General features: G+C 73.2%; 20 protein-coding genes and 2 tRNA genes. 6 read left to right on the top strand and 16 right to left on the bottom strand.

The annotated features are described in order from the left end of the window. Positions 1-72 (top strand) — tRNA-Val (locus ACFYPJ_RS12690). A 34-nt stretch (positions 73-106) separates the two neighbouring features. After that, positions 107-178, top strand: a tRNA-Val gene (locus ACFYPJ_RS12685). 59 nt (positions 179-237) lie between these two features. Here ACFYPJ_RS12685 and ACFYPJ_RS12680 read toward each other — a convergent pair. From ACFYPJ_RS12680 to ACFYPJ_RS12670, 3 genes are all read right to left on the bottom strand, one after another. Further along, a complete protein-coding gene (locus ACFYPJ_RS12680) occupies positions 238-513 on the bottom strand; it encodes a zf-TFIIB domain-containing protein (protein WP_389014678.1) in 276 nt (91 codons plus the stop codon). Between the two features lie 80 nt (positions 514-593). Continuing rightward, positions 594-1,607, bottom strand: a complete 1,014-nt coding sequence (locus ACFYPJ_RS12675) for a phosphotransferase (protein ID WP_389014675.1) — start codon at positions 1,605-1,607, stop codon at positions 594-596. A 326-nt stretch (positions 1,608-1,933) separates the two neighbouring features. Then, complete coding sequence (locus tag ACFYPJ_RS12670; protein ID WP_389014672.1) at positions 1,934-2,128, bottom strand: hypothetical protein; 195 nt, start codon at positions 2,126-2,128, stop codon at positions 1,934-1,936. Positions 2,129-2,769: 641 nt separating this feature from the next. Between ACFYPJ_RS12670 and ACFYPJ_RS12665 the strand changes: the two genes are divergently transcribed. Then, positions 2,770-4,185 carry a protein kinase gene (locus ACFYPJ_RS12665; RefSeq protein ID WP_389015091.1) on the top strand — a complete coding sequence of 472 codons (1,416 nt, stop codon included), beginning with the start codon at positions 2,770-2,772 and terminating at the stop codon, positions 4,183-4,185. Positions 4,186-4,299: 114 nt separating this feature from the next. Here the strand turns inward: ACFYPJ_RS12665 and ACFYPJ_RS12660 are convergent, their stop codons facing one another. The 8 genes from ACFYPJ_RS12660 to ACFYPJ_RS12625 form a co-directional block, all read right to left on the bottom strand. Next, positions 4,300-5,118 carry a TrmH family RNA methyltransferase gene (locus ACFYPJ_RS12660; RefSeq protein ID WP_389014669.1) on the bottom strand — a complete coding sequence of 273 codons (819 nt, stop codon included), beginning with the start codon at positions 5,116-5,118 and terminating at the stop codon, positions 4,300-4,302. Between the two features lie 151 nt (positions 5,119-5,269). Further along, on the bottom strand, positions 5,270-6,514 hold the full coding sequence (gene cobA / locus ACFYPJ_RS12655; protein WP_389014665.1) for a uroporphyrinogen-III C-methyltransferase: 1,245 nt from the start codon (positions 6,512-6,514) through the stop codon (positions 5,270-5,272). A gap of 141 nt (positions 6,515-6,655) precedes the next feature. Then, entirely contained in the window at positions 6,656-10,786 is a 4,131-nt protein-coding gene (gene cobT, locus ACFYPJ_RS12650; RefSeq protein ID WP_389014662.1) for a nicotinate-nucleotide--dimethylbenzimidazole phosphoribosyltransferase, read from the bottom strand. A 393-nt stretch (positions 10,787-11,179) separates the two neighbouring features. Next, positions 11,180-12,397 (bottom strand): precorrin-6y C5,15-methyltransferase (decarboxylating) subunit CbiE, encoded by a 1,218-nt coding sequence (cbiE, locus tag ACFYPJ_RS12645; RefSeq protein WP_389014659.1) that lies wholly within the window; start codon positions 12,395-12,397, stop codon positions 11,180-11,182. Positions 12,398-12,553: 156 nt separating this feature from the next. Then, positions 12,554-13,192, bottom strand: a complete 639-nt coding sequence (locus ACFYPJ_RS12640) for a GNAT family N-acetyltransferase (protein ID WP_389014656.1) — start codon at positions 13,190-13,192, stop codon at positions 12,554-12,556. A 175-nt stretch (positions 13,193-13,367) separates the two neighbouring features. Continuing rightward, positions 13,368-14,204, bottom strand: coding sequence for a MetQ/NlpA family ABC transporter substrate-binding protein (locus tag ACFYPJ_RS12635; protein ID WP_389014653.1), 837 nt, complete (start codon positions 14,202-14,204; stop codon positions 13,368-13,370). A gap of 92 nt (positions 14,205-14,296) precedes the next feature. Beyond that, positions 14,297-15,031, bottom strand: a complete 735-nt coding sequence (locus ACFYPJ_RS12630; protein WP_389014650.1) for a methionine ABC transporter permease — start codon at positions 15,029-15,031, stop codon at positions 14,297-14,299. After that, complete coding sequence (locus ACFYPJ_RS12625) at positions 15,028-16,071, bottom strand: methionine ABC transporter ATP-binding protein (protein ID WP_389014647.1); 1,044 nt, start codon at positions 16,069-16,071, stop codon at positions 15,028-15,030. The genes ACFYPJ_RS12630 and ACFYPJ_RS12625 overlap by 4 nt, the downstream gene beginning before the upstream one ends. Before the next feature lie 601 nt (positions 16,072-16,672). Between ACFYPJ_RS12625 and ACFYPJ_RS12620 the strand changes: the two genes are divergently transcribed. Beyond that, a complete protein-coding gene (locus ACFYPJ_RS12620) occupies positions 16,673-17,032 on the top strand; it encodes a hypothetical protein (RefSeq protein ID WP_389014644.1) in 360 nt (119 codons plus the stop codon). Then, the gene (locus ACFYPJ_RS12615) at positions 17,013-17,459 is read left to right on the top strand and encodes a hypothetical protein (RefSeq protein ID WP_389014641.1); all 447 of its coding nucleotides are present in this window, start codon (positions 17,013-17,015) and stop codon (positions 17,457-17,459) included. The genes ACFYPJ_RS12620 and ACFYPJ_RS12615 overlap by 20 nt, the downstream gene beginning before the upstream one ends. Here the strand turns inward: ACFYPJ_RS12615 and ACFYPJ_RS12610 are convergent. The 3 genes from ACFYPJ_RS12610 to ACFYPJ_RS12600 form a co-directional block, all read right to left on the bottom strand. Further along, positions 17,449-17,946, bottom strand: coding sequence for a GNAT family N-acetyltransferase (locus tag ACFYPJ_RS12610; protein ID WP_389014638.1), 498 nt, complete (start codon positions 17,944-17,946; stop codon positions 17,449-17,451). The two genes, ACFYPJ_RS12615 and ACFYPJ_RS12610, sit on opposite strands and share 11 nt — an antisense overlap. 57 nt (positions 17,947-18,003) lie before the next feature. Next, positions 18,004-18,498, bottom strand: coding sequence for a sigma-70 family RNA polymerase sigma factor (locus ACFYPJ_RS12605; RefSeq protein ID WP_389014635.1), 495 nt, complete (start codon positions 18,496-18,498; stop codon positions 18,004-18,006). Between the two features lie 74 nt (positions 18,499-18,572). Further along, positions 18,573-19,748, bottom strand: a complete 1,176-nt coding sequence (locus ACFYPJ_RS12600; protein WP_389014632.1) for a glycerophosphodiester phosphodiesterase — start codon at positions 19,746-19,748, stop codon at positions 18,573-18,575. Positions 19,749-20,147: 399 nt separating this feature from the next. On the opposite strand from ACFYPJ_RS12600, the gene ACFYPJ_RS12595 reads away from it, so the two are divergent. Beyond that, a complete protein-coding gene (locus ACFYPJ_RS12595) occupies positions 20,148-20,819 on the top strand; it encodes a lysophospholipid acyltransferase family protein (RefSeq protein WP_389014629.1) in 672 nt (223 codons plus the stop codon). A gap of 234 nt (positions 20,820-21,053) precedes the next feature. On the opposite strand, the gene ACFYPJ_RS12590 is transcribed toward ACFYPJ_RS12595, so the two are convergent. After that, positions 21,054-22,577: an MFS transporter gene (locus tag ACFYPJ_RS12590; RefSeq protein WP_389014626.1), complete on the bottom strand. Its 1,524-nt coding sequence runs from the start codon at positions 22,575-22,577 to the stop codon at positions 21,054-21,056. Beyond that, entirely contained in the window at positions 22,574-23,125 is a 552-nt protein-coding gene (locus ACFYPJ_RS12585) for a TetR/AcrR family transcriptional regulator (protein WP_389014623.1), read from the bottom strand. The genes ACFYPJ_RS12590 and ACFYPJ_RS12585 overlap by 4 nt, the downstream gene beginning before the upstream one ends. Between the last annotated feature and the right edge of the window lie 2 nt (positions 23,126-23,127).

The following is a 23,127-nucleotide window of genomic DNA, read 5'->3' as shown; positions in this document are numbered from 1 at the left end:
GCGCGATTAGCTCAGCGGGAGAGCGCTTCCCTGACACGGAAGAGGTCACTGGTTCAATCCCAGTATCGCGCACGCACTGTCTGTGACCTTTGAGTCACGGTCCCGAGGACGATTAGCTCAGCGGGAGAGCGCTTCCCTGACACGGAAGAGGTCACTGGTTCAATCCCAGTATCGTCCACACCCCGAAGCCCCCCGGCCGTCTCCTACGGCGGGGGGCTTCTTCGTGGCTCGGTCGCCTCAGCTGGAGAACAGCATGTGGGCGAAGCCCTTGTTGCGGTGGTGACCATAGTGGCCGCCGTGGTGACCGCCCGGAGCGCCCCAGGCGGGAGCGGGCGGGGCCGGGTAGGCCTGCGGGGCGGGCGGGGCCGGCTGGGACCACTGCGACTCCACCCGGGTCAGCGCCTCCAGCTCGCCGTAGTCGAGGAAGATGCCCCGGCAGCCGCTGCACTGCTCGATCTGGACGCCATTGCGGTTGTAGGTATGCATCGGCGCATGGCACTTCGGACACTGCATGGTCGGCTCAACTCCTCGCCGGTCGGACCTGCTTCGCGGTACGCCAGGACAGACTCCGCCTGGCCCCGGTCGGTTGCAGCCTACTTCGGGAATCCGGGTGTCAACTCCGGGGGTGCGCATTCCATTCGGGCACAGGCGTCGATGAGCGCCCGCTCCGCCTCGTCCAGCGGGCGGTCCGCGGCCCGCGCCTTGGTGATCGCCAGGGCGGCGGTCTGCACGGTGAGGGCGCGGGCCGGTACGTCCAGGGCCGGCCAGGGGTCGGCCCGGGCGGGGACGGCGGGTCCGCCCGCGGCGCGGTAGGCGCCCAGGAAGCGGGTCCATTCGTCGGGGGCGAGGAGCCCGCAGGCGTACCAGGCCGCGGGGCGTGCAAGATCCCAGGCCGGGACGCCCACCCCCAGGTCGTCCACGTCTATGAGGCGCCATGGGCCGTCCGGCGCGGGGTACCGCACCAGCTGGCCCAGGTGCAGGTCACCGTGGCAGAGGACAGCGGGTCCCGGCATGGGCGACGTACCACGCGCCCAGCCGGGCAGGGCGGCCCAGGCGCGCAGGACCGGGGGCGCGGCGGGGGTGTCGGCGTGGGTGAGGGCGGTGCGCAGGCGGGTGATCGCGCGGGCGGCCTTGCGCGGGCCGCGCATCGGCGGTGGTGCGGGGGCCGGGCACGGCGGCCCGGGGACGGCAGCGGCCTCGGAGGTCCGGTGGAGGCGGGCGGGGACGGCAACGTCCGCGGGCGTGCGGTGGAGGCGGGCGAGGAGGTCGCCGGCCGCCTCCCACGGCGCATCGTCCGGGGTGTCCGGGTCCACCGGGGTGCCGTACGGCCAGAGGGTGGCGAGGCGATCGCCGAGCGTGGCCGGTGCCGTGCCGAGCGGTGGGACGAAGACGTCCGGGACGCGGGCGGCGGTGGCCAGCCGGAAGGCCAGTCCGGCCGGGTCGGTGTCCGGGGCGTGGGCCTTCGCCACCACGTCCGCGTGGAGCAGGACGGTGGCGTCGGGACGCTCGGCGAGCGTGACGGCCGCTCCACAGCCGCACGGCTCCCCGCCCGGGTGGGCGGCTTCCCTCAGCCTCGCGGCCAGCTGCGGCAGGAGGGGTGCGGTCACGAGGGTTCCTGAGGACGGGCGGCCATGGCCCGGTGAGCCTACGCGGGCCGGCGGGGTGGAAGGGGCCGTACCCCGGCTTCGGGGCGGCGGGCTCGGGACGGGGCGACCCGGCAGCACGACCACGCCGGCCGGAGCACGGCCGGGCCCGGACCGGGCTCCGGCTCGACGGGCGATGCGCGGCCCGTCCGGTGCACGGGCACAGAGCAATGCCGGCGCAGCTCCCCAGCTGCGCCGGCATTTGTGCCGTCCGCCGCACCCCCGTCCCCACGGGGTTTCATGGGTGGATGTCCCCGCCCGGACCGCTCTTCCGGGCCTGGGGTCGCCGCTCAGCGCCCCAGCATCACGCCCACGGACGACGCTTGTGTGGCCACTGTCTCCCAGCCGTCGAAGACGACGAGGAGCAGGACCGCCAGGGGAAGGGCCATGAGCGTCGCCACCGCGGGGTGGCGACGGCCCCGGCGGGTGCGGAACGCGGCGCGTCCCTGCGTGCGGAGCAGCGTCCGCGGTGCCGTGTGGGCCATGGTCCCTCTCCTGACCGTTCTCCGTAGTCCTTGGCAGCGGCGGGTGTCTGACCTCGGGGGACGAGTGCTGCACCCGCCGCTTGACCTCAAATCTAGGCGGGCGACGCCCCCTGGACGTCATGCCGTCGTATCGATTCGCGGGCCTACGGGAGGATGAGCCGTCGCCCGCTGAGTACTCCCCTGGGTGGAGACGGAGTCCTAGGTCTCGGGGTCTTCCCGGAAGGGTCGTCCGGAGTAGTCGTGCTTTTCCCGGATGTCCGCGCGGGCCTGCCGAGTTCCCCGCTGCGGGAGGGGTATGGCAGGGGCGCCGGGTGACTTCGCTCACTTCCGCCCTCCCCCGGGCGCCGCCGTCTGTGGCCGGTGGCCCGGCCGGCGGGCCGCCGCCCCGTGGCTAGGTGTCGTGTTCCCGGCACCCGTGGCATTCCCGGCGCGGTGTGCCCGTGGGGAGCCAATCCCCGCCCTGAGTCGGTCGGTTGGACACGGTGTGCGGGCAAGGAGTCCACGGCGGCAGGGACGCTGACCGGCTTTCACATCGCCCCGCACGGCACTGACAATCCGTCGGGGCGAGAGGGCGCGGCCTCTGCGCGCGGACGGCCCGGTAAACGTAAGCTGTGCCACGTCACACGGACCGGGCAGCGGGGATGAACATGGCGATGATGCGCCTGAGGCGCGAGGACCCGCGTGTCGTCGGCTCGTTCAGGCTTCACCGGCGGCTCGGCGCGGGCGGGATGGGCGTTGTCTACCTCGGTTCCGACAAGAAGGGGCAGCGGGTCGCGCTGAAGGTGATCCGGCCCGATCTGGCGGAGGACCAGGAGTTCCGGTCGCGGTTCGCCCGCGAGGTCTCGGCGGCCCGGCGGATCAGGGGCGGCTGCACGGCCCGGCTCGTCGCGGCGGACCTGGAGGCCGACCGTCCGTGGTTCGCCACGCAGTACGTGCCGGGCCCCTCGCTGCACGACAAGGTCGCCGACGAAGGGCCGCTCGGCGCCGCCGAGGCGGCCTCCGTCGGGGCGGCCCTGTCCGAGGGCCTGGTCGCCGTGCACGAGGCCGGTGTGGTGCACCGGGACCTGAAGCCGTCCAACATCCTGCTGTCCCCGAAGGGGCCGCGGATCATCGACTTCGGCATCGCCTGGGCGACGGGCGCTTCCACGCTCACGCACGTCGGCACGGCGGTCGGCTCCCCCGGTTTCCTCGCGCCGGAGCAGGTGCGCGGCGTCGCCGTCACACCGGCCACGGACGTGTTCTCGCTGGGGGCGACGCTGGCGTACGCCTCGACCGGCGACTCCCCGTTCGGGCACGGCAGTTCCGAGGTGATGCTGTACCGCGTGGTGCACGAGGAACCGAAACTGCACGGTGTGCCGGACGCGCTCGCGCCGCTCGTACGGGCCTGCTTGGCGAAGGACCCCGAGGAGCGGCCCAGTACGCTCCAACTGTCGCTCCGGCTCAAGGAGATCGCGGCCCGCGAGGCGCATGGTCTGACCGAGGTACGGCCGCCCGCGCCGCGCACCGCCGAGACGGACCGGCCCACCGGGCGGCTCACCGAGCCCTATCTGGAACAGCAGCGCACCCTGCGCCGTCCGCAGCCCGCGCCGGGTGGCACCCCGGCGCCGCGCGGCGGGGCTCCCGTGCGCGGCGGCGGTCCGCCCTCGCGCGGGAACGGCACCGCACGCGGCGGCGGGGCCCCCGCACGGTCCGGCGGCGCACGGCCGACGCCCGCGCCGCGCAGCACGACCCGGCCCGGCAGTGGGAGCAGGCCCGCCTCGCGCGCCGGTGCCGGGCGTCCGCAGCCGCGTCCCACGGGTACCGGCCGACGGCCCGCCAATCCGCGGCTGCTGCGGCAGCGGCTGTTCGTGTTCGTCGTGGTGACCCTGCTGGTCGCCGTCGGCATCGCGCTGGCCCAGGGCTGTCAGGGGCCCGCCCACGGCCTGGGCCACGTCGGGGGCGCCGTCAGCGCACAGACACCGGAGCGGCAGGTGCCGCCGGGCGCCGGGGAGCGGGACACCGCACCGGCCCGGGGCGTCGTGGGCGCACCGGACTTCGTACCTCCGCTGCCGAGCTGACCTCTCCCCCGGGGCGAGCCGGGACTTCGAGCGGGCCACGACGCGCCGTCGTACGGTCGTGGCGCCGTCGTGGCCGTGGCCGGTGGCGGGGTGCCCGCCCTCCTTCGGGGCTGCTCAGCCGAGGGGACGGCCGGTGGCCACCGCGTAGAAGGCGACCGCCGCCGCCGCGCCGACGTTGAGCGAGTCGACCCCGTGGGACATGGGGATGCGGACCCAGGCGTCGGCGGCGACCAGGGCCTGGGTGGACAGGCCGTCGCCCTCGGCGCCGAGCATCAGCGCCACCCGCTCCATCCGGTGCGGCGCGGCCTCGTCCAGGGACTCGGCCTTCTCGTCCGGGGTCAGCGCCAGGAGGGTGAAGCCCGCCTCGCGGACCGACTCCAGGCCCTTGGGCCAGGTGTCCAGGCGGGCGTACGGCACGGAGAACACCGCACCCATGGAGACCTTGACGCTGCGGCGGTAGAGGGGGTCGGCGCAGTCCGGGGAGAGCAGTACCGCGTCCATGCCGAGGGCGGCGGCCGAGCGGAAGATCGCGCCGATGTTGGTGTGGTCGTTGACCGACTCCATGACCACCACCCGGCGGGCGGAGCGCAGCAGTTCGGCCGCGGTGGGCAGCGGTTTGCGCTGCATGGAGGCGAGGGCGCCGCGGTGCACGTGGTAGCCGGTGACCTGTTCGGCGAGTTCCGGGCTGACCGCGTAGACGGGAGCGGGCAGTTCGTCGATCACGTCGCGCATGACGTCGATCCACTTGGCCGACAGGAGCATCGAGCGCATCTCGTAGCCGGCTTCCTTGGCCCGTCTGATGACCTTCTCGCCCTCGGCGATGAACAGCCCTTCGGCCGGTTCGCGCTTGCGGCGCAGTTCGACGTCGGTCAGGCCCGTGTAATCGCTCAGGCGGGGGTCTTCGGGGTCCTCAACGGTGATGAGATCGGCCACAGAGAGATACTGCCTTGTCCTGGGTGCGGTGCCAACGGCTCGGGAGGGGTTGTGTTACCCGCGGTTACTCAGCGCTCGCGGTCACGGGGGAGCAAGTGGTCGTGCGACCGCGTACTCCCGGCTGTCGCGTACGCACGCCGGGGCGGCGCGTTCATCGGGCGGGACCGGCGCCCGAGCGCGGGCCGACGGTGACGACCTCGCCGATGACGACGACCGCCGGTGGCCGCACGTCCTGTGCGCGGACGGTCTCGGCGACCGTGGCGAGGGTGGCGTCGACCCGGCGCTGGGCGGCCGTCGTGCCCTCCTGGACCAGGGCGACCGGGGTGTCCGGGGACTTGCCGTGGGCGACCAGCGTCCGGGCGATCTGCCCGATCTTGTCGACGCCCATGAGGACCACGAGGGTTCCGGTGAGCCTGGCCAGCGCCGCCCAGTCGACCAGGGACCGTTCGTCGTCCGGGGCGACATGACCGCTGACCACGGTGAACTCATGGGCGACGCCCCGGTGGGTGACCGGGATGCCGGCCACGCCGGGCACCGAGATCGAACTGGAGATGCCGGGGACGACCGTGCACGGTATGCCGGCCTCGGCGAGCGCCTGGACCTCCTCCATGCCGCGGCCGAAGACGAACGGGTCGCCGCCCTTGAGGCGGACCACCGACTTGCCCTGCCGGGCGTGGTCGACGAGCGCCTGGTTGATCGCCTCCTGGGCCATGGCGCGGCCGTAGGGGATCTTCGCCGCGTCGATCACCTCGACGTGCGGCGGGAGTTCGGCGAGCAGGTCGCGCGGCCCGAGCCGGTCGGCGACGACCACGTCCGCCTCGGCGAGCAGCCGGCGTCCGCGCACGGTGATCAGGTCAGGGTCACCGGGGCCGCCGCCGACCAGGGCCACGCCCGGGGTACGGGTGCGGTGGTGCGGGGCGACCAGCGTCCCGTCGCGCAGGCCCTCGACGACCGCGTCGCGGATGGCGGCGGTGTGCCGGGGGTCGCGGCCCCGCGCGTCGGTGGTGAGGACGGCGACGGTGACGCCCGCGCTGTGGCCGGTGGCGGGGGTCCAGGCGGTGGCCGCGTCCGCGTCGTCGGCGCGGACGCACCAGACGCGGTGCCGCTCCGCCTCGGCGGAGGCGGCGGCGTTGGCCACCGGGTCGCTGGTGGCGATGAGGGCGTACCAGGCGTCCGCGAGGTCGCCGTCCTCGTACCGCCGCCGCACCCAGGTGATCTCCCCGGCGTCCGCCATCGCCTCGACCGAGGGGGTCGCGTCGGGGGACACGAGATGGATCCGCGCGCCGGCCGCGACGAGCGCCGGCAGACGACGCTGGGCGACCTGGCCGCCGCCGAGGACGGCCACACGACGGCCGGCGAGGCGGAGACCTACGGGGTAGGCAGGATGTACAGCCATGGCGGACGGCTCCTCGGACGGGCGGTGCGGTGGGCACGCTGCGCCTTCGGAGCGGCCCTGACGTGCGGATTTTAAGACGTCGGCGGGGCGTACGGCGTGGGTGGTCCGGCTGCCGGGCGCCGGACCACCGCGCGGGTGCGCCTACTTCTCAGTTACGCCCGCCGAGTCGAACGTCGCCACCTCGTGCATCGCCCGTGCGGTGCTCTGCACCAGCGGCAGTGCCAGCAGGGCTCCGGTGCCCTCGCCGAGCCGCAGATCGAGGTCGACCAGGGGGCGCAGGCCCAGCTTGTTCAGGGCGGCCACATGACCGGGCTCGGCGCTGCGGTGGCCCGCGATGCAGGCCGCCAGCACCTCGGGGGCAATGGCGCGGGCCACCAGGGCGGCCGCACCGGCGCTGACCCCGTCCAGGATCACCGGCGTACGCAGCGACGCGCCGCCGAGGAGCAGGCCGACGATGGCCGCGTGTTCCAGGCCGCCGACCGCGGCTAGGACCCCGATCGGGTCGGCCGGGTCCGGCTGGTGCAGTTCCAGGGCGCGGCGGACGACCTCGGTCTTGCGGGCCAGCGTCTCGTCGTTGATACCGGTGCCGCGGCCGGTGACCTCGGCCGGGTCGGTGCCGGTGAAGACGGCGATCAGGGCGGCCGAGGCGGTGGTGTTGGCGATCCCCATCTCACCGGTGAGCAGGGCCTTGTTGCCGGCCGCGACCAGGTCGCGGGCGGTCTCGATGCCGACCTCGATGGCCTGCTTGACCTCCTCGCGGGTCAGCGCCGGACCGGTGGTCATGTCGGCCGTGCCGGCGCGCACCTTGCGGGGCAGCAGGCCGGGCGTGGCCGGGAGGTCGGTGGCGACGCCTACGTCGATCACGCAGACCTCGGCGCCCACCTGGCCCGCGAAGGCGTTGCAGACCGCTCCCCCGCCCAGGAAGTTGGCCACCATCTGGGCGGTGACCTCCTGCGGCCAGGGGGTGACGCCCTGGGCGTGCACGCCGTGGTCGCCGGCGAAGACCGCGACGGCGGCGGGCTCCGGGATCGGCGGCGGGCACTGCCGGGACAGGCCAGCCAGCTGCGCGGAGATGATCTCCAGCATGCCGAGCGCGCCCGCGGGCTTGGTCATCCGCTTCTGGCGCTCCCATGCCTCGCCGAGCGCCTTGGCATCCAGCGGGCGGATCCCGGCGACGGTCTCGGCGAGCAGGTCGTGCGGGTCCTCGCCGGGCAGCGCGCGGCGGCCGTACGTCTCCTCGTGCACGACCCAGGACAGCGGGCGGCGCTTGGACCAGCCGGCCTGCGCCAGCTCGGGTTCGTCCGGGAACTCGTCGACGTAGCCCACGCACAGGTAGGCCACGACCTCCAGGTGCTCGGGCAGGCCGAGGGTGCGGACCATCTCGCGTTCGTCGAAGAAGCTGACCCAGCCGACGCCCAGGCCCTCGGCCCGGGCGGCGAGCCACAGGTTCTCCACGGCGAGCGCGGAGGAGTACGGCGCCATCTGCGGCTGGGTGTGCCGGCCGAGGGTGTGCCGGCCGCCACGGGTGGGGTCGGCGGTGACGACGATGTTCACCGGGGTGTCGAGGATGGCCTCGATCTTCAGTTCCTTGAACTGCTTCGCCCGGCCCTTGGGCAACGACTTGGCGTAGGCGTCGCGTTGACGCATCGCCAGTTCGTGCATGGTGCGGCGGGTCTCGGCGGACCGGATGACGACGAAGTCCCAGGGCTGCGAGTGGCCGACGGAGGGTGCGGTGTGGGCGGCCTCCAGGACGCGCAGCAGCACCTCGTGCGGGACGGGGTCGGCACGGAAGCCGTTGCGGATGTCGCGGCGCTCGCGCATGACCTTGAGGACGGCCTCGCGTTCGGCGTCCGCGTAGCCGGGGGCGGCCGGTCCGGCGGGCGGACGCGGTGCCTCCGCGGTGGTGTCCTGCTCCTGGTCGGCGGCCCTGGTCTCCAGGTCCGCCGCCTGCTGGACGACGTCGGGGGCGTCCGTCGCGGACTGCGCGGCGGCGGACTCGGCCTCGCGGGGTCCGGGGACCGAGACGACCCGCTCCGGCGGGGCCGCCGGGACCGGCTGCGGCTCGCCCTGCTCCTGGGCGGGCAGGACGACGGGCTGCGGCGGGGTGGATGCGAGGTGCGGGGTCGTCGGGACGGTGCCCTCGACCGGCACGAACTGTTCCGGGGCCTGCTCCGTGTCCGGTTCGGCCGCGGTGGCACCCGGCGGGGGCGTCGGCTCGCCGGGCGTCTCGCCGCCGGAGGCGTCGCCTCCGGCCGGGGCCCCGGCGGCGGGTTCGTCGGGGTCGGCGGGCCCGGCCGGGACGGCCTCGGCAGGCGCGGGCGCCGGTACCGGGCCGGGCTCGGCCTGCGCGGGCGTCAGGAGCTGTGCGCCGGGCACGGTCTGCGGGCCCGGTACGGTCTGCGGCGGCTCGGCGGTCTCGGGCGCCTGGGCCGCGGCCTGCGGTCCGGTGCCCTCGTGCGGCGGGGCGGCCGGAGCCGACGGGGTGTCCGCCACCGGGTCCTCGGGTGCCGTGGGCACCGGGCCGGCGGGGGCCGCGCCGTGCGGGTCCGCCGCGGCGGCCTGCTGCGTCTGCTGCGTCTGCTGCGTCTGCTGCGTCTGCTGCGTCTGCTGCGGATCCTCCTCCGGTTCTCCCTGTCGTCCGTCGGCTGCCTGCTCCGGTACGGGTGCGCCGGGCGGCGCCTGCTCGGGAGCGGACCCGGCATGCGGCCCCTCGGCCGGCGCGGGTGCGCCCGCCTCGGCCTGCTGCGGGGCGCCGGGCACGGGGATGCCGGCCGCGGGCGTCGGGGTACCGGGAGCCGCGGTCGGAGTGCCCGCCGCAGGCGTCGGCGTACCGAGGGCTGCCGTCGGAGTGCCCGCCGCGGGCGTCGGGGTCACGTCGCCGGTGGCCTGCAGTGGCACCGGGCCGGCGGCGGGCTGCACGGGTACGACGCCGGGCTGTCCGTCGGCGGTGGCCTGCGGGACCTGGGCGGCGTGCGGGGCGTCCTCCGGTGCGACCGCGGCCTGCGCGGCGTGCGGAGCCTCGGCGGCCGGGGTCCGGGCACCGTCCTCGGGACGGCCCTGCGCGCCGTGGGCGGTGGCCGGGTCCTGCGGTGCGGTCTCCTGGGGTGCTGTGGCCTGGGGTGCTGTGGCCTGGACCGCTCCCGGGGCCGGAGTCGGCGCGTCGGGTGTCACGAGGACGGCCTGCCCGCCTTGGGTGCCGTCCGGGGCCGGCGCGGGGCCGGCGGGCGGTGCCGCGTCCGGACCGGGGGCGCCGTCCATGCCGTACCCGCTCCCGGAACCGCCAGGAGCGGCCACCGGAACCTGCGCGTCCTCGGGAGCCTGCCCCTGGGCACCCTCGGATGCCGGGCCATGCGCGCCCTCGGATGCCGGGCCGTCGGTGCCGGCCTGCGTCCCGTCCTGGGCGTGCCCCTGGCCGTGACCGGGCCCCTCACCATGTCCGGGGACCTGGCCATGACCGGGGACCTGGCCGGTCCGGAGGTCCGGCGGTCCCTGCGGTTCGGGTCCGCTTCCCGGTGCCTCGACGGTTGCCAGGGCGGGCCCCGCCACCTGGGCCGGGTGGGCCGCCACCGCGGTGCCGCCCGCCACGACCGCTCCCGGCGCGAGCCTGGGCACGGCATGCTGTGCGACACCGTAGGGCCCGGGTCCCGGAAGGGCGGCCGGAGCAACCGTTTCCGCGGCCGGCGCCCGGGTGTGCGCCTGGACCACGGGTGTCTGCGGCGTGCCCCACGGGACCGCGCTCTGCGGGACCGCAGTCTGCGGGGCCAGGTCCCGCAGCGACTGGGCATCGAGGTACTCGGGGCCGGCCGCGGCCGGTCCCTGATGCCGTACCGGCGCGTCCGCGGGACCGCGGTCGGCCAGGGAGCGGACCGGGCTCGCGGAGGCGTCCGGGGTCGGCGGGCCGAGATGGCGCGGACGGCGCGAGGCCGCGGCCTGGTCGTGCGGGGACGGCGGCGCCGACAGGATGGGGGACGCCGCGGCGGACACCGCGACGGGGTCCGGCAGACGGACGCCGCCGAGGTCGACGGAGCCGGTGTCCCGGCCGGCCGTCTCGTGCGGCCCCGGCTCGTGGACGGCCTCGACGACGGGTTCCGGGGCGGGCGGTGGCACTTCGTTGCCCCAGGCGCCCTGGGCGCCCGGCAGCAGCAGTTCGTCGTCCTCGGCGGGAGCACCGGAGAGGTAGTGGTACGCACCGTGCGCGGGGACGCCCGGCTGTTCCACCATGCCTGCGCTCTCCGGCAGTCCCTCGCCCGGGACCTGGCCGGTGTCGGTCATGCGTATCCCTCGCCCATCGGTTAGTGCTCCTACGACCAGCTCACCCGGAGCGGCGCACCGACCGCTCACAGTGAAGAACGAGCGTGCGTGCCCAGCGGCACGAACGACCGCCCGGAAAAGGCGACAAAGCCATTCGATGGCATTGTCCCGGCTGTTCGACCCTCCCCGCAGCATGATCCGCGACAGTCCGCTGTGGACTGCGCCACGTTGCGCGCCCTCCGGATCCGCCCTACCACACTTGCCTCAAAACCGGCGCGTTTTCCGGACATTGACGAACGAATCTCCGGGCCACCGAGTGCGGTACAACGATCGGCCAGCCTACCCCGCGCAGTACGACAAGAGGATCACGGGGCGTCGTGGCAACGGGTCGCTCCGCGCCCCGCCCACCGCCTCTCAGCGGGGCGTTTCGCGCGCCGGCAGCTCGCCCGTGAGCAGGAACACGACGCTCCGTTCCGTCTCCGTCCAGGCTCTGGTGTCGAGTTCGACGGACTGCAGCAGGGCGCACTCGACCCGGTAACCGTGCTCGGTCAGGTCGCGGCCGACGAGTTCGGCCGCGTCCCGGGTCGCGGCGTGCGTGACGATGCGCTGCGGGCGGCGGTCGGCGACCGCCGAGACCACGGCCGCTCCGCCGCCGCCGACCCGGACGACGTCCGGCTCGGGCAGGTTCTCCAGGGCCAGCGGGGCGGTGCCGTGCACGAGCTGGAGCTGCACTCCGAAGGCGCGGGCGGCGGCCTCGGTGCGGGCGCATGCCTCGGAGCTGCGGTCGACGGCGATGACGGCGGCGCCGGCCCGCGCGGCCTCGGCGGCGAACGCCCCGCTGCCGCAGCCGATGTCCCACACCAGGTCGCCGACGCGGGGGCCGAGCCGGGCCAGTTGGGCGGCCCGCAGCAGTTGGCTCTCGCCTTCGCCGAGTCCGCCGCCGTACGCCTCGTCGGGCTGGACCCAGCCGCGGGGCCCCTGGCCCGGATCGCGCCCGGCGATCCAGCCGCCGCCGTCCGCTACGCCGGGCGGGCCGCCGATGACGATGACGATGTTGGGGTCGCGCCAGGTGTGGTCGGCGGCGTTGTCAGAGGTGAGGACGGTGACCTGCTCGGCGTCGGTGCCGAGTTCCTCGCAGATGACGAAGGTGCGGTGCACCCCTTCCAGCAGCAGCCCGAGCTCGGCGGGCCCGGCGCCGGGTGAGGTGAGCACGGCGACCTTGGTGTGGGCGCGGCACACGTTCACCGCGCGGCGCAGGGTGCGCCGGTGTGCGACCACCACCTGGGCGTCGTCCCAGGGCATCCCGGCGCGCGCGAAGGCCGCGGCCACGGCGGAGACCGCGGGGACGACCTCCACCTCCAGACCGAACTCGGGTGCGCGCAGGGTCCGTACGACGCCGAAGAACCCCGGGTCGCCGTCGGCGAGCACCACCGCGGTGCCGCGGTGGGCGGTGATGCGCCGGGCGGCCAGGGCGACGCTGCCGAGGCGGATGCGCTCGGCACGGGCGGGCACCTCGGGCAGGGCCAGGTGGTGGGCCGCGCCCGCGACGAGGGTCGCGGCGCCCAGCGCGGAGCGCGCCGCTGCGGTCAGTGGCGAGCCGTCCCAGCCGATCACCGTGACCCGGTCGGCCATGTCCTCAGTCTCCAGTGTTGTCGCGGGTTTTCTCGCAGGCCGGCAAGGAGCGGGCGCCCGCACGCGGGCTCCGTGAGAGTACCTGGTCGAACGGCCGGGCGTGCGGCGGGGCGGTACCGGGGCCCGGTCCGCATCCGGCCCGGTCGCGGAACCCGGTCAGTTCCAGTCGGAGAACGTGGTGAAACCGCCCGTATCGGCAAGCTCCTCGCCCGCGCCCTCCAGGTCCTCCGGAAGGAGGCTCCACACGATGAAATCGGTGCGCAGGTCGGTCCAGGTGCCGTCCTCGGCGCGGACACGGGCTATGCAGGCGTTGCGCAGCACGCCCTCGCTGATGCAGCCGATCTTCTGGGCGACCTGCTGGGACGCGGTGTTGCCCGCGGCCGTGCGCAGTTCGACGCGCTCGAACTTCTGGTCGTTGAACAGCCATCGGGCGGTGGCCAGGGCGGCTTCGGCGGCGTAGCCCTCGCCGCGGGCCCAGGGGGCGATGATGTACGACAGTTCGACGGAGCGGATGTGCCAGTTGGCCTTGGTCAGCTGGACGAGGCCGACCAGGCGCTGGGTGAGGAACTCGGTGACCGCGAGGTCGAGCCCGCGGCCGGCGGCCCGCTCGGCCGGCGCGTGCGAGGTGGTCCAGCCCCGGGCGGCCGCCTCGGTGAACGGCTGCGGGACATGGGTCCAGGCCGCGACCTGCTCGTCGTTCATCATCTCGGTCAGTTCGGGTGCGTCCCCCTCGTCGAGGGGCCCCAGCACCAACCGCTCCGTGCTGATGGAGATGTTGGGGAAGGTGCTAGTCATGCGCCGCTCCGTAACCGTCGGATGAGCCGTCAGGGCCTGCTGAACTGCCCAGCATGCAGCATGGGAGCACCGAACCGCACCACGGGGGTCCGCACCCGGTGCGGGTGCGGACCCCACGAGGGCGATACGCCGTATACGCACCCCTGTTCCGCGGCCGGCCGGCGGTGCGAGCCGCTCAGAAGGACGGGATGACCGACCCCTGGTACGTGTCCTCGATGAACTTCCTGACCTCGGGCGAGGTGAGGAGCCCGGCGAGCTTCACCACCCGCGGGTCCTTCTCGTTGCCCTCCTTGACCGCGAGGAAGTTGCCGTACGGATTGTTCTTCGCGGACTCCAGCACGAGCGCGTCCTTTGCGGGTTCGAGTCCGGCGGAGATGGCGTAGTTGCCGTTGACGACCGCGGCGTCGACGTCGTCCAGGGAACGGGGCGTCTGGGCCGCCTCGACCTCCTTGAACGTGAGGTTCCTGGGGTTCTCCGAGATGTCCCGCGGGGTGGCCTCGCTGCCGACGCCGGCCTTGAGGGTGATGAGGCCGTTCGCGGCGAGCAGTTTCAGGGCACGGGCCTCGTTGACGGTGTCGTTCGGGACGGCGACGGTCGCGCCGGACTTCAGGGCGTCGGTTTCCTTCACCTTGTGCGAGTAGAGGCCGAGCGGTTCCAGGTGCACGGTGACGACGGGCACGATGTGGGTGCCGCGCTTGGTGTTGAAGTCGTCGAGGTAGGGCTGGTTCTGGAAGTAGTTGGCGTCCACCGAGCCGTCCTCGGTCGCCGTGTTCGGCGTGACGTAGTCGGTGAACTCCTTGACCTCCAGGTCCAGGCCCGCCTTCTTCGCCAGGTGGTCCTTGACGTAGTTCAGGATCTCGGCGTGCGGGGTGGGGCTCGCGGCGACGACCAGCGGGCCGTCGTGCCCGGCGGAGGACGAGGCGCCGTCGTTGCCCGAGCCGCAGGCGGTGAGCCCGAGGGTGAGGGCTCCGGCGGCGAGGAGGGCGGCGGTGATTTTTGCGGAGTTACGCACGAAAAGTGCCTTTCCTTGGGGCGAAACGTCCCCGCTGTCGGTGTGCGGGGAGATCTGGGCGGGATCGGGTGATCGGGGGCGGCGCTGCCGGATCAGGCGGTTTCGCCGTCCGCGGCCGGGTTCTTGAGCAGGCGCAGCTTCGGGGCCGGTCCCGATCTGCCGCCGCGCCGGTGCAGTCCGCGGGCCGCGTGGTCGCCGGCGAACTGGATGACGGAGATGACGACCGCGAGGACGGCGACCGTGATCCACATCAGCTGGGTCTCGAAGCGCTGGTAGCCGTAGCGGATGGCGATGTCGCCGAGGCCGCCGGCGCCGACGGTGCCGGCCATGGCGGAGTAGCCGATCAGGGCGACGATCGTGGTGGTGGTGCTGGAGATCAGCGCGGGCAGGGACTCCGGCACCAGGACCTTGCGCACCACGGTCCAGGTGTTGCCGCCCATCGACTGGACGGCCTCGACCAGTCCGCCGTCCACCTCCCGGACGGCCGTCTCCACGAGCCGGGCGAAGAACGGTATCGCGCCGACGGCGAGCGGCACGATGGCCGCCTCACGGCCGATGGTGGTGCCGGTGACCCAGCGGGTGAAGCCCATCAGCGCGACCATCAGGATGATGAACGGCATGGAGCGGGCGATGTTCACGGTCTGCCCGATCACCTTGTTGGCGATGACGTTCTGGGCCGGCCCGCCGCGGTCGGTGAGGACGAGCAGCACACCGAGCGGCAGCCCTGCGACGACGGCGACGAGCGTGGACCAGCCGACCATGTAGAGCGTGTCCCAACAGGCCTGGGACAGCAGCGGCTGCATCTCGGACCAATCGGACCAGGTCATTCGGCACCGTCCGTCGCCGGCGTGGACTGCTTGCCCGCGAGGCCGACGACATCGATCTGCAGGCCCTGTTCGCGCAGGAACCCGATCGGTACGACGTTGTCCTCGTAGCGGCCGGGCAGTTCGATCCGCATCCGGCCGGTCTGCCGGCCGCCGTTGGTGTCGATGGCGGCACCGAGGATCGATATGTCGATGTTGTAGGTGCGCGACAGCTGGGAGACGACCGGCCGGGTGGCGGCCTGGCCGTGGAAGGTGACATCGAGGACGGTGCGGTCGGCGCCGGAACTCTCGCCGCCCACGGGGAACAGCGCGGCGGCCAGTTCGGAGCCCGGGGTGGCGAGGATCTCACCGACCGTGCCGGACTCGACGACGCGGCCCCGCTCCATGAGGGCGGCCGAGTCGCAGATCGACTTCACGACGTCCATCTCGTGCGTGATGAGCAGGACGGTGAGGCCGAGCTGCCGGTTCAGGTCGCGCAGCAGGTGCAGGACCGAGCGCGTGGTCTCCGGGTCGAGGGCGCTGGTGGCCTCGTCGGAGAGCAGCACATCGGGGTCGCCGGCCAGCGCGCGGGCGATGCCGACGCGTTGCTTCTGGCCGCCGGAGAGCTGGGCGGGGTAGGCCCGGGCCAGGTCGGCGAGACCGACCAGGTCGAGGAGTTCGCGCGCCTTGCGGGCCCGCTCCTGCCCGGACCTGCCGAGGATTTCGAGGGGCAGTTCGACGTTGTCCTGGACCGTCCGCGAGGACAGCAGGTTGAAGTGCTGGAAGACCATGCCGATCCGGCTGCGCGCCCGGCGCAGTTCGCGGTTCGCCCTGGCGCCGCGCCCGGCCAGGGCGGTCAGCTCCCGGCCGGCCACGGTGACCGTCCCGGACGTGGGGCGTTCCAGCAGGTTGACACAGCGGATGAGCGAGGATTTTCCGGCGCCGGACTGGCCGATGACGCCGTACACCTCGCCTTCGCGGACGTGCAGATCGACGCCGTCGAGGGCGGTGACCTCGCGGCCGCGGGTGCGGTAGACCTTGGTCAGGCCCGTGGTGGTGATCACGTGGATTTCCGTCACTGTCGGGGGCGGGCTCGGGTGTGCCCAGGGCGCGTTCGCGCGAGGACGCGATGCGGTTCTCGCGGTGACGCGGGGGAAAGTGGATCGGGTGCACGGGGCCGAGCCGCTACGCGGGTCGCATGACGACGCGCGGCCGTGCCGCGCTTCGGGACGCGGGGGGGGCTCAGGCGGTGCGGGGATGCCTCAGCAGGCGCACATTCGACACATACAACGAGCACCGGGCGTGATGGTCGCCTCGGTCGCAAGAATGCGGGTGCTCGTCATGGTCATGCGGCCAGTTAATCAGATCCGCGGTGCCGGCCGGCCGCCGCTGTCCATATCCCGGACAGCGGTGGACAGCCGTGGCCGGCGGCCGGTTGACGGCGAAGGACTCCGCTCCGGGGCGGTGACCAGTGCGGAGAGGGCCGGCGGGCGTTCTCTGCCCGACCCGCCGCGGGCTCGTGACCGGAGTGGGTTGTGGCCAACGCCACGGTGACGGGGGGACAGCGCGGCCCGCCCCGGCTGCGCCACTGCCGCCCCCGCTGCGCCGTCGTCCGCACGGGAGCCCGGACGCGGCCGGGCTCCCGCACCGTAATAGGGTCACCGCATGCTCAATCCCCTGACGCCGGCGACCGGGGTCGCCGCGCTGCTGCTGGCCGCCTGGTGCGGCTGGGCGGCCTACCGTGACCAGCCGACCAAGGACTGGCACTTCATCGGGATGGCCGTGGTGTCGTTGCTGGCCGTGGTGCAGTTGGTGGCCGGGATCGTGCAGCTGGCCCGGGGCGAGCGCCCCGAGCAGGGGACGACGATCTTCGTGGCCTACCTGCTGGGCGCGTTCGCGTGCGTCCCGGCGGCGGGCTTCATGTCACTGACCGAACGCACCCGGTGGGGCTCGGTCACGGTCGCCGCGGGCGGCGTCGTGCTCGCCGTCCTGGAGGTACGGCTCTATGACATCTGGGGAGGCTGAGTTGACCACCACCGAGGACAAAACGGCGAAAGCACGGCTGATCAGCGGGCCCGGAATGCTGCTCGTCTGGTTCTACGGCGTGATGGTCGTCGGGGCCGTCTCACGGTCCGTCTACCAGATCGCGACCGACTTCGACCGGGCGCCGCTCGCCTACGCGTTGTCGGCGGTGGCCGGCGTCGTCTACGGATTCATCACGTACTCGCTGGTGCGCGGCGGCGAACGGGCCCGCAGGGCGGCGCTGGTGTGCTGCGCCGCCGAACTCGCGGGTGTGCTGACCGTCGGGACCTGGACGCTGGTCGACCCGTCCGCCTTCCCGGACTCGACGGTCTGGTCCGACTACGGCCTGGGGTACGTCTTCATTCCGGTGCTGCTGCCCCTGACGGCCCTGTACTGGCTGCGCCGGGCCCGGGCCACTGTCACGCCGTAGTCGCGTAGGTCCCGGCCGGCTTCTCCAGGACGATCATCGGCACGCCGTCCGTGCCCTCGGAGGTGCCGACCGTCTGGTAGCCCACCCGCCGGTACAGCCGCAGGTTGCTCTCGCTGCGGTGGCCGGTCTGCAACCGGAACGTGGTGGCGCCGCGCTCCCCGGCGAGCGCGGCCTCGGCGGCGCTCAGCAGCCGGGCGCCGATGCCGTGGCCCTGCAACCGCGGGTGGACGCAGAGTTTGCCGATGGCGGCCGCGCCGTCCTCACTGATCGTCCCGCGGACCGAGCCGACCACCTCGTCACCGAGCCGGGCGACGAAGACGCAGTCGGCCGCGACCTCCTCGCGGACCGAGTCGAGGGTTTCGACGAGCGGGTCGATGCGGTAGTTGCCGTACAGTGCGGCCTCGCTCTGAAAGCACAGGTACTGAAGCCTGAAGATCTGCTCCGCGTCCTGCTCGGTCGCCGCCGAGATGGTCACACTCATGCCCATGTGCGCACGCCTCCCGCTCACCTGATCGCCTGTGGTTCCTCACTCCTATCCCCGCGCTCAGCGACCCGCAACCTCCGCAGACAGCAATCGACGCAGACATCCCAGACATCTGGAACGTTCCGGCCCCAGACTGCCCTGTGAGATACCCAACTCCCCCGCGATCTCCCGGTAGGTGAGGTCTTTCGGGGACAACAGCGCCTCCAGCAGCCGCGGACAGCGGCCGGGCAGCCTGCGCACCGCCTCGCGCAACGCCCGGTGGCGTGCCGCGGTGAGTGCGGCCTGTTCGGGCCCGTCGGCCTCACCGTCGGCGGGCTCCGTCTCGTACGGCCGCTCCACGCGGGCCCTGCGCCGGCTGCGCCGCGCCTCGGCGCGCACGGCCCGGCGCAGCCAGCCCTGCGGGTCCGGCGGCGGACCGGCGCCCTCCAGACGTTCCAGCAGGCGCAGCCAGACCGCCTGCTCCAGATCCGCGGGCTCGGTTCCCGTGGCAAGTGCCTCAGCACCGGCTTCGGCGGTGAGCAGCGGGCGCAGCGCGGCAACAAGATCGTGCGTCATATGCGCAACGACGTGGCCGCCCCGGCACGGGTTGCCGGGGCGGCCAGGGGTCAACCCGAACGGGCGTCGGACGCTCAGCCGTTGACGAAGTCGGCGCGGGCGAGCAGGCCGGTGTCGGTGTTGTCGGTGAACACGCCGTCGATGCCGGTCGCGAAGTACGCCTTGAACGCGCCGAACGCGTCTCCGTAGGCGTCCGCGTCGGTGCCCTTGCGGAACTCCTTCGGCAGGAAGGGGTTCTCGTTGCGCATGGTGTAGGGGTGCAGGATCAGGCCCACCCTGTGCGCGTCCGCGACGAGCGTGGTCGTCTGGTCCAGGCTGCCGTCGGCCTTCTTGGTGATGATCAGGTCCAGGGTCGGACCGATGCCCTGCGCATAGCCGGCCATCTCCCGCAGGCCCTTGGGCGTGATCAGGTCCGCGGTCGTACGCGGGTCGCCCGCGTCGACGAAGTCGTAGGGGCGGCTGCCCGCCGAGGAGAGCAGGACGACCAGGGGATTGTCGACCAGCTCGTTCAGCCGCTGGATGCTGGTCGGCTCGAAGGACTGCAGGATGACCGGCGAGTTCCGCTTGTCCTTGCCGTACTTGCGCAGCAGCTTGGCGACCCGCTCCTCCAGACCCAGGCCGAGCTTGCGGAAGTAGGTGGGGTGCTTGGTCTCCGGGTAGATCCAGACCTGCTTGCCGCGCTTGCGGGTCTGCTCGTCCTGCCACCGCAGGACCTCTTCGAACGTGGGGATCTCCCAGCGTCCGTTGTAGAGGGCGTTGTGGGGACGGTTGGCCGGGATGCGCTCGACGGCACGCAGGGTCTTCAGCTCGGCGAGGGTGAAGTCCTCGGTGAACCAGCCGGTGGTGGAAACGCCGTCGAGGACCTTGGTGGTCTTGCGGGCGGCGAACTCGGGGTGATCGGCGACGTCCGTAGTGCCGCCGATCTCCGGCTCGTGCCGGCACACCAGGTGGCCGTCCTTGGTGGGCACCAGGTCGCCGGCCTCGACAATGTCGGCGCCGAGGTCGAGGGCCATCTGGTAGGAGCCGAAGGTGTGCTCGGGGCGGTAGCCGCTGGCACCCCGGTGGCCGATGATCGTCGGCACGGGCAGGCTCCGCAAGCCGCTGCCGCCCCCTTGGCCGGACCGGGAGTCCGCGGCCCGGGCGGCGCCGGGCAGTCCGAGGACCGCTCCGCCCGCGCCGAGCACCGCGGCGCCGAGGAGCGCTCGCCGTCCCGTTCCCTGCGTCTGACCGTTCGACTCGTGCGTGTCCATGAACGCCTTCCTGCCGTCCGCCCGGCCGCTGTGTCCGGCGCCCCGCCGTGGGGCGCCCGGCCGGAATCGTCTTCGGTGCGCGCCGATCGTAGGGGCGTGAACATGACGCCGGGGAGACTCCGGCCCCAACACCCAGGTGATGTCAGGTGTCACCCGGGAAGCCGAGGTGACGGGCCGTTGGGGGTGGGACGGGCAGGTGTCCGGCGGACGGCCGGGCGATGTCCGTCACATCGACACGCCCGCGTCGCCCGGTCCCGCGGCACGCCTGCGCAGGTAAACCCACGTCAACAGTGAGTAAGACATCGGTGAACAGGACCCACGTGATGTGCGCTTCGCCCATGCCACGAGTATCGTCCTCACCTGCAAAGACTCATACCGCCCTCGGCTTCGGAGGACCCGTTGTCCCGCTTCGCGCTCATCAAGGCAGTGCTCGGACCGATCATGCGTCTGATGTTCCGCCCGCAGGTGGAGGGCGCGGAGCACATCCCGGCGGACGGTCCGGTCATCGTGGCGGGCAACCATCTCACGTTCATCGACTCGTTCGTGCTGCCGCTGGTGTCCAAACGGCAGGTGTTGTTCATCGGCAAGGACGAGTACGTCACCGGCAAGGGATTCAAGGGCCGCCTGATGGCCTGGTTCTTCACCGGTGTCGGCATGATCCCGGTGGACCGGGACGGGGCGAGCGGCGGCGTGGCCGCGCTGATGACCGGGCGACGGGTGCTGGAGGAGGGGAAGGTGTTCGGCATCTACCCCGAGGGCACCCGCTCCCCCGACGGGCGGCTCTACCGCGGCCGTACCGGCATCGCCCGCCTGACCCTGATGACGGGCGCCCCGGTGGTGCCGTTCGCCATGATCGGCACGGACAAGCTGCAGCCGGGCGGGCGGGGCTTCCCGCGTCCGGGGCGGGTGACCGTGCGGTTCGGTGAGGCGATGGAGTTCTCCCGGTACGAGGGGATGGACCGGGACCGCTATGTGCTGCGCGCGGTCACCGATTCCGTGATGACGGAGGTCATGCGGTTGTCGGGGCAGGAGTATGTGGACATGTACGCGACGAAGGCGAAGGTTGCGTAGGGCCTCCGGCGGTTGGGGCGGCGTGGGGTGAGGGTGGGGACTGTGGTCGTTCGGGTGCGGGTGCGTTGTGGTTGGTCGCGCAGTTTCCGGCGGTCCTGAGTTGGTTGTCGCGCAGGTCGGACGGGCGGGATCCGTCAGTCTGCGGGGCTTCGAGTGCGGGTTCGTTGTGGATGCTCGCGCAGTTTCCGGCGGTCCTGGGCTGGGGTTTGCGGGTGCACAGGGTGTGGTCCGGTCTCAGGGGGAGTTTTCCAGTTTCTGGTTCTTCAGGAGGAACCAGGCCGCCGCCGAGGTCGCCAGGAGGACCACTGCTCCGGCGCCGGCGGCCAGGTGGAGGCCGTGGACGAAGGAGTCGCGGGCCGCGGTCAGCAGGGCCTGCGCGGTAGGGGCCGGCAGGGCCGACGCCGCCTCCACCGCGCCGCCCAGTGACTCGTGGGCGGCGGCCGGGGTGCCCGCCGGACCGGTGAAGCCCCGGTAGACGCCCGTCACGATGGAGCCGAGCAGCGCGATGCCGAGGGCGGCGCCGAGTTCGTATGCCGTCTCGGAGACCGCGGAGGCGGCGCCCGCCTGCTCCTTGGGCACGCTGGAGAGGATCACGTCGGCCGTCACCGTGAAGGAGAAGCCCGCGCCCACGCCGACGACCAGGAGCGCGGCGCCGAGCAGCGGATACCCGGTCGTCCGGCTCAGGGTGGTCAGCGCGGCGAGCGCCAGGCCCACCGCGGCGAGACCGCCGGAGACCACGGCCCGCACCGAGAAGCGCCGCGCCGTCCGGCCCGCGGCCAGCCCGGTCACCACCGCGCCGACGGCCGCCGGCAGCTCGGCGAGGCCCGCCTCGAACGGGCGCCTGCCCTGCACGAGTTGCAGGTACTGGGAGAGGAAGAACACCAGCCCGGACAGGCCGAGCACGGTCAGCAGGTCGGCGAGGACCGCCCCGCTGAACCCGCGCCGCCCGAACAGCCGCATGTCCAGCAGCGGGATCGGCAGGGTGAACTGGCGGCGCACGAACCCGGACAGCGCGGCCACGCCCAGCAGGCCGGTGCCGAGGACGGCCGGGGAGAAGCCGTGCGAGGCGGTCTCCTTGATCGCGTAGACGACGCCGATCATGCCGACCAGTGACAGCACGACGCTCGTCAGATCCCAGGGACCGGGGTGCGGGTTGCGGGACTCGGGCAGCGTCCTCGCGCCGACCAGGACAAGCACCGCCATCACCGGCAGGTTGATGAGGAAGACCGAGCCCCACCAGAAGTGCTCCAGCAGGAATCCGCCCACGATCGGGCCGACGGCCGTACCGGCGGAGGCCATGGCGCCCCAGATGCCGACGGCGAGGCTGCGCTCGCGCGGATCGTGGAAGAGGTTGCGGATCAGGGCGAGTGTGGCGGGCATCAGGGTGGCACCCGCGACGCCGAGCAGCGCCCGCGCCAGGATCATCAGCTCGGGGGTGGTGGCATAGGCGTTGAGCACGGAGACCGCGCCGAACGCCGTGGCACCGCCGAGCAGGATCCGCTTGCGGCCGATGCGGTCACCGAGGCTGCCCATGGAGACGAGCAGGCCGGCGATGACGAAGGAGTAGACGTCGCCGATCCACAGCAGCTGGTTGCCGGAGGGCCTGAGGTCCTCGCTGATGAAGGGGGTCGCGAGGCCGAGGACGGTCGCGTCGACGGCCACCAGCAGCACGGCAAGCACGAGGACGGAGAGCGCGAGCCAGCGGCCCGGGCGCCGCTCCGCCTCCGTCGGCGGGGCCGCCCGCAGGGTACTGCTCATGATTCCGCGCTCCGTACGGCACCGCCGAGCAGCAGCTCGACGATCATGTGGGTGAAGTCCTTGGGGGCGACCCGGCCTTCCATGACCGCCCAGGCGCCGGAGGCCAGCAGGCCGTACAGCGCCTCGGTGAGCCACGCGGGGGTCAGATCGATACGGAACTCGCCTTCCGCCTGGCCTCTGCGGAACAGGGCCTCGATCCGTTCGTCGAGCCGGGCCCAGCCCTGGTTCCGGTCCTCGCCCTCGAACAGCTGGTTCTCGGTGTAGAGGAAGGCCAGCAGGCCTGCGGCGGGCTCGATCTCCCGCACCAGCCGGCGTACCGCGTCGCTCGCGGGGCCCTCGTCCGGGCGGGCCGCGTCCAGCGCGGCCACGCACTCCTCGATGCCGAGCGTTTCCAGTGCCCGCACCAGCGCGTCGCGCCCGGCGAAGTGACGGTGCAGGGTGGCCCGGCTGATCCCGGCGGCCTTGGCGACCTCGTCCATGGTCGCGGTGGATCTACGGGTCAGCAGGGCGGCTGCGCTGCGCAGCACACGGTCGCGGTCCAGAGCCATGA

It is taken from the genome of Streptomyces sp. NPDC006012 (assembly GCF_042871185.1).
In the GTDB taxonomy this organism is placed as follows: Bacteria; Actinomycetota; Actinomycetes; order Streptomycetales; family Streptomycetaceae; genus Streptomyces.
Note: the sequence above shows the minus strand (reverse complement) of the source record. Positions and strands in the feature narration are given on the sequence as shown.